The organism is Parabacteroides bouchesdurhonensis, from assembly GCF_900186615.1.
Lineage (GTDB): Bacteria > Bacteroidota > Bacteroidia > Bacteroidales > Tannerellaceae > Parabacteroides > Parabacteroides bouchesdurhonensis.
Genome location: NZ_LT896588.1, coordinates 802065 through 816086, shown reverse-complemented (window position 1 = coordinate 816086; position 14022 = coordinate 802065). Strand labels below are relative to the sequence as shown.

The window sequence follows — 14022 nt, the reverse complement described above, 5'->3', positions numbered from 1 at the left end:
TCATTATGAAAAAGAATATATTTAAACAAATAAAAAACACATTGCCGTTTTGGGGTATTGCTCTTTTGATGGGGGTAACGGCTTGTACGGATAATTTTGAAAATATTAATACAAATCCGAATGGTTTGGAACCTTCCCAGGTTAAAATCGCATCCCGTTTCAACCAGCCGATAGTTTCTGTGTATCTGAATTATCAAAATAGAAACTATGAGTTCCAATTACAGCAAAATTTAAATGCAGACCTATACTCCGGTTATATGGCTAATCCGACGCCTTTTAACGGAAATAAGAATAATTCTACGTATTCATTGCAGGAAGGTTGGAATGAAACACCGTTTAAGGCTGGTGAACTTTATGTGATGAAACCTATCAGTGATATCCTCAAGTCAACAGAAGCGTTGGATTATACTTCCATAGCCAAGATTATTCGTGTAGAAGCGATGCACAGGGTAGTCGATTGCTATGGTCCTATTCCGTACACAATGGCTATGCAGGGAGGTTCTTCTGTTCCTTATGATGATGTGGAAACTCTTTATAAGACTTTTCTTGCAGAATTGGAAGAGTCTGTAAATGATCTGACCACTTTTGTTGACGCAGGTAATGCAGAAGCAAACCGTTTGTCAGGATTTGATATAGTATGCGGTTCGGATCATAAACAATGGATTCGTTTTGCTAACACATTACGTTTACGCCTTGCTATGCGTCTTGCTGTTGTTGCTCCCGAACTGGCACAGAAAACGGCCGAAGCTGCTGTTGGACATAAGTATGGTGTATTAGTAGCGGGAAACAACAATGTGGAAGTGATAGATGCGACATTAATGAATCCTTTGGCCGAATGTAATATCGGTTATAATGATATGCGTGCCGGCGCTTCTTTGGTTAGTATCTTGAAAGGTTACAACGATCCGCGTTTGCCTATTTATGTTACACAAGTCGGATGGTTTAAAGATAAGGGGATAAGCCAGGATATCAAAGATAGCCAGGGACAGAATACGAATAGTATGGGGCAATACATTGGTATTCGTCAGGGAGCTATAGTTGATAAGGATATTTATCAGGCATATTCTACTGTAAACATGTCTTTGGAAACAAGAATGGCTGATTATACAGGAAACAATGTTCAGTTGTCGAACCATTTGCCTTGGATGAAAGTAGCGGAAGCCTATTTCTTACGTGCGGAAGGTGCTTTACGTGGTTGGAATATGGGTGGTTCTGTGAAGGATTTATATGAACAGGGAATTAAGGTGTCATTTGATGAATATGGTATTCCTGCTTCGGAATATGTCAAATATATTGAGAATGATACAGGTGTAGGAGTTGACTATGAAGATCCTCATAATGCAGCAAATAATATTAAAGGAGTTGATAAATGTACTGTTAAATGGGACGAAGCTGCTTCTAAAGAAGATAAACTTCATAAGATAATTAACCAGAAATGGTTAGCTATGTATCCGGAAGGACAGGAAGCTTGGAGTGAATTCCGTCGTACAGGTTATCCTAAATTATTCCCGGTAGCAAATAATTTTAGCGCAAGTATTGCGAACGGCGATTTTATCAAACGTCTTCCTTTCCCGCGTAATGATAAAAATGCGAATGCCGCAGAAGTTGAGAAGGCTGTTAATTTATTAAATGGCCCGGATAATGAGGCAACTCGTTTGTGGTGGGATACCGGACGTAACTTCTAATAAAAGTAAGATTTAATTAAGTCAGAGAGGTTGAAAATATCTCTCTGACTTAATTTTTTTCTTTAAAGAAAAACCCTTCAACCTTTCAGTTCTTTTTTGCAGGTATTTGCCGGTAAAAAATGCAAGAGCTGAAAGGTTGAAACGTTAAAAATAATGTATCGTTTTAACAGTGTATGGACGGTATTTTAAAAGAGCGGTCTTTTGAATTTAAAAGTCCCGTCTTAACACTTCAAAAGTCAGCTCTTTTGGAATGTTAAGACGGGACTTTTTGTTTCAAAAGATATATCCTTTTAAAAGGCTATGTGCTACCCTTTTTACATCTGATAGCCAAGCTCTTGTTTTTCTCCGGTGCTATTCGATAATAAAAATTAAAATGATTGGTTTTAATAATTATGGACGGAGAAAAGTCGTTATCTTTCGTCTGTGTAATTATTAATCTGATCGTATGAAAAAAAGATGTGTTAACTGTATTTTCCTGTTAAGCCTTTTGTATTTTCTTGTTCCTGTACACGCCCTTGCTACAGAGACTATTACGTTTCCTGAACCGGGAAAGAAAATGTTGCTGAATAACGGATGGATCGCCCGTAGGGCGAATGAAATTAAAGCGGATGGAAATACGTTGTCTATGACGGCTTTCGATAAAACCGGATGGTTGCCTGCGCGTGTGCCCGGTACGGTACTGACAACGATGCTGGATAATAATTTGTTTCCCGCTCCCGAATTTGGCCTTAATAATAACTTAATACCGGATATTTATGAGGTCGGTTCGGATTTTTATACTTTCTGGTTTGTAAAAGAATTTGACACCCCTTCCATACCGCAAGATAAAAATGTATGGCTGAACTTTCGGGGGATAAATTATAAAGCCGATATTTTCCTGAATGGAAAACGCATCAATGCCGTTACCCATGAGGGAATGTTTCTTCGTAAAAGTTTTGATATAACTCCTTATTTGCATACCGGTAAAAAGAACATTCTTGCCGTTATCGTTTATCCGCCTACCTATCCCGGCAATCCGAATGGCGGACAAGGCGGCGATGGAATGATTGCCCGTAATAATACGATGCAATATACCCCCGGTTGGGATTGGATTCAGCCGGTACGTGACCGTAATACGGGTATATGGGATGAAGTATCCATTACAACTACAGGAGCAGTAAAGGTACAGCATCCGTATATTGTGGCAAAAGTACCTGGCATACGGAGTCCGAAGGATAAACAACAAAAAGAAGCTTGTATAAAGACAACCGTAGAGTTGGAAAATACAACGGGGACGGCACAGTCCGGTATACTTGTTTGTAGAACAGACGGTTATACGTTAAAGCAACCGGTATCCCTTCTGCCGGGAGAAAAAAAGGATGTATCATTGAAAGATATAATAGTGAAGAATCCCCGTCTGTGGTGGCCGAATGGAATAGGAGCGCATCCTTTGTATGATATGAGCATCAGCTTTGAACAGAATGGCAAGATAAGCGATAGTGAGAGTATTCGTTATGGTATACGTGAGATTACGACCGGGAAAGATCCGGTAACCGGAGGCAGGATGTTTTTTGTAAACGGCCAAAAAGTATATATTACGGGTGGTAACTATATTAATTCCGATTGGTTATTACGCCTTTCCCCCGAACGTTATCGCGACGAGGTGCGATTCCATGCGGAAATGAATTTGCGTATGATTCGTGTATGGGGAGGAGCTTTGGTAGAACGTCCGGAGTTTTATAATGCCTGCGACGAATATGGAATCCTGGTCTTTCAGGATTTATGGGGTAGCGGCGATTGCAATGGCGCTTGGGAAGACCCGATGAAAGCGGAGTCCAGAGAGCGTCGCTGGGAATATCCGGATAATCACGACCTGTTCATTTCCTCTGTAGAAGATCAGGTAAAGATGATCCGTAACCATCCGAGCCTTTGTTTCTGGTGTGGAGCTAATGAATGGCCGTTGGCTAAAGATATAGATGAAAAGCTAAAGACGGAAATATTCCCCAAACTCGATCCGGAACGTCTTTTTGCCAGTTATTCAACAGATACGGTATTTACCCGTAACATATTGGGAGATAATGGAGATGGGCCTTACGGAATTCAGGAGCCTGAATGGTTCTTTACTTTCCGGTCTCATCCGTTCAATCCGGAAGCCGGCTCTGTAGGTTCACCGGAGATAGAAAGTATGCGTGAAATGATGACGGAGCAAGACTTGAGTGAGTTCCCGCGTAAAGGCCGGACGCGCAATTATACCTGGCGCTATCATAAAGACCTGGGTTATCTGGATCATCTGGAACGCTTTGGCGAGGTGAAGGATATTGAGACCTATTGTAAATATGCGCAGGTTGTGAACTACGACCAATACCGCAGTTTTATGGAAGGATGGGCTTCTAATATGTGGAAATGGTATACAGGCATATTAATCTGGAAAACGCAGAATCCATGGACGTCCTTACGCGGACAGATGTATGATTGGTCTTTGGATGTTAATGCCTCGCTGTATGGAACGCAAAAAGGCTGTGAGTCTTTGCACCCGTTCTATAATCCGGTTAGTAAACAGGTGGAGTTGCTGAATACGAATGTGTATGAATGCAAAGATCTTTTGGTAAAAGCCGAGACTTACAACCGGGAGGGGAAATTGCTTTGGGAAAAAGAAGCGGCTACCGGTATAGATGCCAGCTCCGTTAAAGAGCTGTTTGTGGTGCAAGAACCAGACTTGGAAGGGGTTTATTTCCTGAAACTGACATTAAGTGAAGGAAAGAGCACGGACGAAAAACGAGTGACATCTAATATCTATTGGCTTACTACTTCTCCTAAAGATTATACCACACTGGCGCAATTGCCGCAAACAACTCCGGCGTTACAAGCAACGCTTGCACAGGACGGAACACATTATACAGGTTCGGTTGAACTGAAAGCCGGTAATCATATTTCCTTCTTCAATCGTATAAAGGTATTCGATAAGGAAACGGGTAAACGGATATTACCTGTGCATTATTCGGATAACTATATCACGTTGATGCCGGGAGATGAACAATTGATAAATATGGATTTCTCAACTTCTATTCCTAAGGAACGGATACAAATTGCAGTGGATAGTTGGACGGCAAACCGGCTTGTTTGCCCGATAAGTCAATAAACTAATTCGCCTTTGCCCTGACGGATGATTTCAAAATCATCCGTTGTGCAATTAACAACGGTCGAGGCGTCAGTTCCTCCGTAGCCTCCGTCAATCACAATATCGACCCGGTTCTCATATTTCTCATGAATGAGTTCGGGGTCGGTTGTGTATTCTATTACATCATCATCGTCGTGTACGGAAGTGGTAAGAATCGGGTTTCCTAATTCTTTTACCAATGTGCGGGTAATGTTATTGTCGGGTATACGAATGCCGACTTCTTTCCGGTTCTTGTATATTTTAGGCAATTCGCTGCTGGTAGGAAGGATAAAGGTAAACGGTCCGGGCAGGTTCTTCTTCATCAGTTTAAAAGCGGGATTGCTTACTTTTGCGTATTCGCTGAGGTTGGAAAGGTCGTAGCAGATAATAGATAAATCGCTTTTCTGCGGATTTATACCTTTTATCTGGCATATTTTCTCTACGGCACGTACGTTCAGCGCATCACATCCGATGGCGTATACGGTGTCGGTTGGATAAATAACAAGGCCTCCGTCCTTCAAGACGGAGATAACCTTGTCTATTTCTTTCTGATTCGGATTTTCCGGATAAATCTTTACAAGCATATTAACCGTATATGATATGACCGTTTTCGTCGGTATATTCTTCCAAACCTTTGCTGTACTGGTTCATGGCGCGCAGGCTCATACCCATGCTCGAGAAACCGCCGTCATGATAAAGATTTTGCATTGTTACTTTGCGTGTAAAATCAGAGAACATCATTACACAATAGTCGGCACATTCGTCGGCTGTTGCGTTACCTAACGGGCTCATCTTATTGGCAAAATCCATCAAGTGCTCCATACCTTTCACTCCGCTACCGGCTGTTGTCAATGTGGGAGACTGGGAAATGGTATTGATACGTATGCCTTTTTCACGGCCATAGATATAGCCGAAGCTGCGGGCGATAGACTCCAATAAACTTTTAGCGTCTGCCATATCGTTATATCCGAAGAAAGTACGTTGCGCAGCTACATACGAAAGAGCGATTACGGATCCGCATTCGGCAATTGCATCCTGCTTTTTGGCAACCTGTAACATTTTGTGGAAAGAAACGGCAGAGATATCTAATGTCTTTTCCAACATGCTATAGTCCAGGTCATCGTATGTACGTTTTTTACGAACATTCGGACTCATGCCGATAGAATGTAATACAAAATCTATTTTGCCGCCTAATATTTCAACTGACTTGGAGAATACAGTCTCAAGGTCTTCTACATTTGTAGCATCGGCCGGGATAACCTGTGCATTCAGTTTCTCAGCCAGGGCATCTACCTGACCCATACGAACTGCGATTGGCGTATTACTTAGCGTAATGGTTGCCCCTTCTTCTACGGCTCTTTCTGCCACCTTCCAGGCAATAGACATATCATTCAGCGCGCCGAAAATAACGCCACGTTTGCCTTTCAATAAATTATGACTCATACCTTATTTATATTTATTACGGCACAAAAATACGCATAATGTGCAATATATCCAATTATTCCCTGTAATAAACCCTTTTAACTCTTGGAGATACAGAAGTAAGTATCTCATAAGGGATGGTTTGTAATTTATCCGACAACTCGCTAACGGGATGTTCTTCACCGAATATGATAACCGTATCTCCTTCGCGGGCATCTATATCGGTTACGTCTATCATACAGGCATCCATGCAGATATTACCAATAATCGGGCAACGATGGCCGTTTATCACAACTTCTCCTTCACCGTTGCTGAAATGCCGGTTCAATCCGTCGGCATATCCGATGGGAATGATTGCTATGCGCGAATCACGTGTAACATAGCTCTTTCTGCTATATCCGACAGAATCGCCATTCGAAACATTTTGTATTTGTAGAATTGTTGTTTTAAGCGTACTTACGTTGCGTAACCCTTTTTGTCCCGATGCGCTTACTCCGTATAAACCGATGCCAAGACGGACCATGTCCATTTGATACTTCGCGAAACGTTCAATACCGGCAGAGTTGAGGATATGTTTAATTACTTTATAGTCAAGCCCTGCTTCCAGTTCGGCGGACGCTTTTGTGAATTTGTCCAGTTGCTGTTGGGTGAAATCGTCAAATACAGGTGAATCGCTACCGGCAAGATGTGAGAATATCGAGCGGACAACTACTCCTGATTGGTTCTTGATTCGTTCACATATTGCCTGAATATCTTCCGGTTGGAATCCGAGCCTATGCATTCCCGTGTCTATTTTGATATGAATAGGGTAAGATGTCATTCCGCGGCGTTCTGTTTCCCTGATCATTGCATCCAGCAGGCGGAAGCTGTAAACTTCCGGTTCCAGATGGTTTTCCAATAATACGTTGAAGCTGCTGAATTCCGGGTTCATCACAATGATAGGAATGGAAATGCCCTCTTTACGCAGTTCGGCTCCTTCGTCGGCAACCGCTACAGCCAGATAATCACACCGATGTTCCTGTAATGTTTTAGCCAACTCGTATGAACCGGCTCCATAGGCAAACGCTTTTACCATACAAACCATCTTGGTTTCCGGTTTTAACTTGGAACGGTAATAATTGAAATTATGAACGATGGCATCCAGATTAACCTCTAAGATTGTTTCATGTACTTTCTTTTCCAGCAGGTCGGAGATTTTCTCAAAGTGGAAACGGCGTGAGCCTTTTATCAGAATAAGTTCGTTGTTGAACTTACGGAACGAAGGAGATTTGATAAAATCTTCCGTTGTAGCATAAAACTCTTTCTCCATCTCAAACACACTGCCGTATTCCATTATATCGCGGCCTATGCCGATAATACGGTCTACTTTCTTTCTGCGTACCAGGTCGGCCACCTTCTTATAGAGAGATTTCGGCAGCGTGCCGGATTGCAGAATATCCGAAAGGATCAGCGTGCTTTTCAGCTTCTTTTCTACGCGGCGGCTATGCTGGAAGTCCAGGGCAATATCCAGAGAATTGATGTCTGAGTTATAAGTATCGTTGATTAGCAGGCAATTGTTTATGCCTTGCTTCACATTCAGTCTCATGTCTACCGATTCCATGTGTTTGAATTTCTCCCGGTCGTTTACACTGGTCGGTTTTAAGTACAGCATGACAGCCATGCAATGTATCACATTTTCGATAGATGCGTCGTCGGCGAACGGAATCGTATAAACCTGGCTGAATCCTAATAACGTACAATGAATAATGGTTTCATTCTCTTTCTTCTGAATAGATTCGATGAAAAGAGGCGCTTCCGAATCGGTCCGGCTCCAGGCTATGGCTTTATGAGACAGACAGGCGGATTCAATGCAATTAGAGATAAAAACATTGTCTCCGTCATATATAATGGCTTCGCAATCATTGAATAAGGTTAGTTTTTCCAGACACTTTTGAGTGGTAGAGATAAAGTTTTCCTGATGGGCTTCACCAATGTTAGTGATAATACCGATAGTTGGAGCGATAATAGGTTGTAAACGCTCCATTTCATCCGGTTGGGAAATGCCCGCTTCGAAAATACCCAGCGTGTTCTTTTCGTTTATTTGCCATACGGATAACGGCACGCCCAGTTGTGAATTATAACTACGGGGTGAGCGTACAATATTGAATTCGTTATGTAATAATTGGTAAAGAAACTCTTTTACAATCGTTTTCCCATTGCTTCCGGTAATACCGATGACAGGGATATTGAACCGTTTCCGGTGATGAATAGCCAATTTTTGGAGTGCTTTCAGTACGTCTTTTACGAGCAGGAAGTTTGCGTCCGTCATCGTGTCAAATTCAGGAAGCATTGTACTTACTACAAAATTACGTACGCGCAGTTTATATAGTTCAGCTATATATTTATGTCCGTCGTTTGTTTTTGTCTTGAGAGCAAAAAAAAGACTTTGTTCCGGAAAAGAAAGTCGGCGACTGTCTGTCAGCAGTATGCTTATAGAGTCGTTATGCAACTTTTCAGTTTTAGCACCAATAATTCCGGCCACTTCTTTGATTGTGTATTCCATTCTTTATTTTAGTTTAGACTTGACCAATTCATATTCTTTTGAAATATCAAAGGAAGCTATTTTCCGGCTAATACGTTCCATCTTTAACAAAGTTTGCGAGATGAACTGCCTGTACGCGTCACTTTCCGGTTGGAACGGTTTATGGTTAAGAGCTTTTTTTATATCGTTCCATTCTTTAAGTATTGCCAGGCTTTCTTGTGACAGGTAATTTTCTTTAAACCCCTGCCATATATATTCTATAGCCAAAGAAGAAGGATGCAACATATCATCCGCATAGAAACGATAGTCGCGGAGTTCGTCCATCATAATTTCGTAGGCCGGAAAGTATTCAATATGGGTTGCGTAGCTCTTTTGCAATTGCTCAATAGCGAGTAACAGCGTGGCTTTGCTGATTTGATTTCCGTGGGCGCCGTCCTTCCAGTGACGGATGGGGCTTACCGTAAATAAAACTTTCAGTTCCGGATTCTGCTCCCATAAAGAAAGTAACAGATTCTGCCAGTTTTCTACAATATCTTGTACGGGTAATAATTCTCTGGTAAACATTTTCTCCGGCAATTTATGGCAGTTGGATACGATTTGCCCGTTTTCTTTTAATTTGTACACATAAGCTGTTCCGAATGTAATTACCAGGCGATTTGCTTTGCGTAAACGTTCGGATGATGCAAAAAGCCTTTCATTTATGTTTTCCAGACACTCCGTTTCCGAAGTGGAAGAGAATTTGCTGTGATGGGAAAAACTATGATATATTCCTCCGTGAAGAAACAGGTCTTTTCCTGTAAATCGTTCCGGTTGAAATAATTTCCGTAAAGCCAAAGCCACTGATGCCGGATTGTAAAGAGTTCCAAAAGGATTTAAGTCTACCGTAAACTTGCTGTCTTCCAGTTTACTTCCAATGTTTTCTGCAAAACAGGAGCCAAATAACATGATCTGATTTCCATATTCAAATGTAAACCGGGGTTTGGGGATAGATACAGGTGTTGATAACTCCATTTTTATATCTTGTTTTTTATCTCTGTACAAATGTATAAAATATTTGGATGCATAGAAACGGTTTTTATTAAGAGAGACAAAATGTCGCTTATATGTGTTGATTGGTGTCTTTTTGTATTACATGTGTACTTGTTTTTCTGTTTTATGCTTTTTCTTATTTGTAGGATATAGAAGAGAAAAAGGAGTGAAAAAGCCATTTTCTGCTTTGAGGAGAATCTGGTGTTTTTAGGCTGAATAAAGTTCCATCAGGGAGAAAAAAAAGTTTCATCGGGATGAAATTTTAGTTTCTCCCTGATGAAACACTTATTACACCTGAATCCTTTTTTTTGAATACTTGGATATTGTTGTTGCATCTTAGGGAAAAACTATACTATCCATGATTGACAATTTGTCAAAATCTGATTTTCGTAAATTGATTTGATATAAAGAATTTATCGCCTATTATAATGTACGCGTACATTAAATAAATAGTATTTTGATTATTGCTAGATAAACTCCTGATAAACAGCTTTTAAGGAGAGATGAAGTGGATAGTGAAAACGATCGTCTAGATTCGTCATTGCAAAGGTACATCTTTCTTTTATTCTTGCAATTCTTTTAGAATATTTTTTTTTCTCCTATCTACTTTCTTATCAACAATATAGCTTATCAGTTACAAAACAAAGGATTCTGAATACGAACTCTTTCGCGATGGGTGAAAAAATGACGAATCTAGACGATCGTTTTCCCTAGTCATTTTTGTATGGACTAGTTGATGAATTATAGAACTTATTACACTTTGGTATTAATATTAAATTCTTAAATTATGAACAAAAAGTTTTCTACTCTTGTGGCAGGCTTTGCACTTTTGGGTGCGATGTCTGTTGGTGCGCAGAATCCGGTTCTTCCTACTCTTCAGGGATCTCTGCCGGTAGACAAATTGAAGACGGACGATAATGGTCTGTATCAGTTGTCTAATGATGCCAATGATGCCGAAACATTAGCGGATAGTGTGCTTTACATGACAAATGACGGTAAACTGGAATTTGTTGCAGCTCCCACTCATTCGGACAGTTTGGCTAATACACTTTGGTGCGTAAGCATTGCAGCTTCTTCTAATCAGGGTCAGAGTTTTAAGTATGATTTCTTGAATAAAGGAACTGGTCAGCGTTTGGATATTACAATGGAAGGTAATATTGCCGATTTTAATCCGGGAAATCCAGCTATGCCGCTTGTGTCTGTGGAGGACTCTGTATATGTAGGTGGGGAGATTGCCGGATGGGCTTTTGCCAATAATTATGAGACAAAATTGTCTCGTGATAATTATTTGTTTTCTTACTTTACAGCAGACTCAGTTGTAGGTCTTGCCGTACAACAAGAAGGAGTATTCCTTATTAAGGATTTAGCAGATAACGCTATCAGACAACAGAATAATAACTTTAAAAAGTTTACTCTGAGAAAAGCGGCGGAAATAATTCTTTCTGCAAATGAAATTAACACATTATTCGATCTTCAGGCTTCTGACAAGGGTGTTCAATTAAAGTTTACTCCGGATGTTCAGAATACAAGTCGTGAGAATCCGTTTAATGCTAAGAAATTTTTTGCAAGACAGGTAACAAGTTTAAGTGGTGCTGCAGATACAGTGAAATATGTATATGTAGCAAGAGCAGATTCTTCTTATTTAAGAGTTGATACCGCTTATACAAATCCGGATGCAAGTGCTGCTAAATTCTTGGCTTACAACTGGACTTCATTAACTACTAAAATTTTGACGGATTATGGTTATACTGTAGCAGAAGATAGTTTGAATAATTCAGAATTGAAAGCTCAACATCAATTCCTGTTTACTTACAAACCTTCTGTTGATAGCGTTACAATCCGTGTAAACCAGGCTATTTTCCATAGAAAAGAAACAGAAGTAGCTAACAGAAATTTGTGGTACACAGCTGATACTATCAGAAAACATAATGCATTTGTTGCATTACAGTCATTGGATGGTACAAGCAATGGAGCTCGTCTTTTAACAGTAGATACTATCAGACAGAACACACATATCCAATTGGGTTATGTAGGTTGTACTCCTGTTGGAGATAATAAGTATTCACTTCCAAACGGTCTGTACATCATTAGAAATGAAAAACAACAAGTATTGGCTGCTCCTATCCATGGTAATGGTAATACTGTTGAATGGGTAACTCTAGACGAACAAGATCCTGAACATATGCCAGCTTATCAATGGTTGATATGGAGGACTCAGGAAGCTGAATCATTGGCTTCTTCATCTCCTGTTATGCTTACAAACCGTGAATTTGACGGACAGACTTCTACTATCCAGCTTGCTAAAGATGATGAAGGTAAAATTATGACTGCTTCAAGCTTGTTTGGTTTGAATGTTGCTTCTTTGAATTTCGACCAGATTGAAGATTCTGCTATTATCAAAGATGAAAAATTGGGCTACAAATGGTTGAAACCGAGTGATCTGTTGGTTGAGAAATATAAATTCAACTATCTGCATCCGTATAGCGATGATAAGTGGATTGGTAGAAATGCTAAGAATTCAAAAGATTCAATTTTGTATGCTCAGGATGAATTAGGTTCATTCACTCTTCTTGAAGGTAACTATGACAAATATGGTGTTAATGTTACTCCGGCGATCTTGAAGAAGATTCCTGGTCTGGCCCAGTTACACAGAACACAGTATGTAGTTGTTATGGGTAATGACTATCTGGTTGAAGCTGCTGAAGATAAATATGCTGTAGGTGCTGTAAATTATCAGACTACAAAAGTTGACAGTTTCTATTTCAAAGCTAATAACTTCTATGAAAATAAAGATTATTACGCAATTATAGAAGCTTATAATGCCGGTACAGGCAGTACTTTTAATGCTTATGATAACCAGATTTTGGATGATGCTCATAAGGTAGGTACTGCAGATGATGGTAAGACTGCTGTTTTGAAAGTTCAGAACTTAAAAGAAACGAGAACTTCTGCATTTACGGTAGAACCGACAGATGCTCCTCTTTACAGACGTTTCAATAATGCAGAACTGGAAGGCAATGAAGGTGATGCTTCTGATACATTGAGATTCGTAGAAGAATACCGTGGTGAATTATTGCAGATTGAAGGTAACAAGAACTTTAAAGTTCCGGGCGTAGACTTCTTAGGTATCTATACAGAGTCAGCTGCTCCTTCCGGTCTTTCATTCATTGTTGATACAGCTTGGGTTGAACGTGGTTTAGGTTATGTTAAACCTCAATACCTGATTTCTATCGAACGTACAGATATTAAAGGTCATGAATTTGAAAGATGTCCTACTTGCCAGGCTTTGATTGCTGCAGGTAAAGAACCTATTGAAAACTGTCCTCACGATATTCAGGCTACTCCGGATATGCGTTTCGGTAAATATTTAGTGAACTTCGCAGACTCTATCGCTGCCGGTAAGATGGTTACAGCGGATAAGGGTTATAACTGGAAAGAATACGATCGTGCAGGTTTCGTAAAAGCTATTCAATATGGTGATAGCTTGTATATCCTGAAAGATCAATTTGCCGGTGTAACGAAAGACGATGTTAACTTGGCATTGCTTGAAAAGATTAAGAAAGCAAATGATGCAATGATTGCTGCAGGCAAGGATGATAATGGTCGCTTGGTTTACATTAAGAACCTGACCACCGATAAACATAAATATGTAACTTGGTCAATGCGCTATATCAAACCGGGTACAAGCGATCAGAAGTTCTTGATTGAATCTATGAAGGACGTTAACCATAAAAACGCTTATGGTACAACTACAACAGGATTCTATGGAGCTAATGCTTATGCTTCTCTTAGTGGTGATATCGCTCCTCAATATGCTGCTTGGTTAAAGATGCAGAATGGTTGCCTTGTATTGTCAGACAGTCATACTTCTAAGTTTGACGAAATAACAGGCGGCGACGATGCTTTGATCTTCGATGTTAAACACGTTGCAGATGATGAAATTGCTACAGACAATGAAGTAATTGAAGCTAATACAATCAAGGTTGTAGCTGGTGAAGGAAATGTGACTGTTTACGGTGCTGCCGGTAAAAAGGTAACCGTTTCTGATATTGTAGGTCATGCAACAACTGTTATTGCAACTTCTGATGCTGAAGTAATTCCTGCTTCTGCCGGTGTTGTTATCGTTAAGGTAGACGATGCAACAGTAAAGACAGTAGTTGAATAAAATAGAAATCAAATAATTTGAGATGCTGCGTAACGACTCTCTTTCGGGAGAGCCGTTCAGTAAC

The 14022-nt window shown here is 40.2% G+C and carries 7 protein-coding genes; 3 read left to right on the top strand and 4 right to left on the bottom strand.

Annotation, left to right across the window (positions count from 1 at the left end):
• Window positions 1–5 precede the first annotated feature (5 nt).
• Both C1721_RS03535 and C1721_RS03530 read left to right on the top strand, forming a co-directional pair.
• Window positions 6–1685 carry a SusD/RagB family nutrient-binding outer membrane lipoprotein gene (locus C1721_RS03535; protein WP_102407191.1) on the top strand — a complete coding sequence of 560 codons (1680 nt, stop codon included), beginning with the start codon at window positions 6–8 and terminating at the stop codon, window positions 1683–1685.
• Between the two features lie 445 nt (window positions 1686–2130).
• Window positions 2131–4803 (top strand): glycoside hydrolase family 2 protein, encoded by a 2673-nt coding sequence (locus tag C1721_RS03530; protein WP_102407190.1) that lies wholly within the window; start codon window positions 2131–2133, stop codon window positions 4801–4803.
• On the opposite strand, the gene C1721_RS03525 is transcribed toward C1721_RS03530, so the two are convergent.
• The 4 genes from C1721_RS03525 to C1721_RS03510 are packed head-to-tail and all read right to left on the bottom strand — an operon-like array spanning window position 4797 to window position 9775.
• Complete coding sequence (locus C1721_RS03525) at window positions 4797–5405, bottom strand: L-threonylcarbamoyladenylate synthase (protein WP_102407189.1); 609 nt, start codon at window positions 5403–5405, stop codon at window positions 4797–4799. The genes C1721_RS03530 and C1721_RS03525 overlap by 7 nt on opposite strands.
• Window position 5406: 1 nt before the next feature.
• A complete protein-coding gene (locus C1721_RS03520; RefSeq protein WP_102407188.1) occupies window positions 5407–6264 on the bottom strand; it encodes an enoyl-ACP reductase FabI in 858 nt (285 codons plus the stop codon).
• A 55-nt stretch (window positions 6265–6319) separates the two neighbouring features.
• Window positions 6320–8785 (bottom strand): bifunctional UDP-N-acetylmuramoyl-tripeptide:D-alanyl-D-alanine ligase/alanine racemase, encoded by a 2466-nt coding sequence (locus C1721_RS03515; RefSeq protein ID WP_102407187.1) that lies wholly within the window; start codon window positions 8783–8785, stop codon window positions 6320–6322.
• Window positions 8786–8788: 3 nt separating this feature from the next.
• Window positions 8789–9775, bottom strand: a complete 987-nt coding sequence (locus C1721_RS03510; protein ID WP_102407186.1) for a GSCFA domain-containing protein — start codon at window positions 9773–9775, stop codon at window positions 8789–8791.
• 805 nt (window positions 9776–10580) lie between these two features.
• Here C1721_RS03510 and C1721_RS03505 point away from each other — a divergent pair.
• Window positions 10581–13958, top strand: coding sequence for a DUF6383 domain-containing protein (locus C1721_RS03505; protein ID WP_102407185.1), 3378 nt, complete (start codon window positions 10581–10583; stop codon window positions 13956–13958).
• Window positions 13959–14022: the final 64 nt, after the last annotated feature.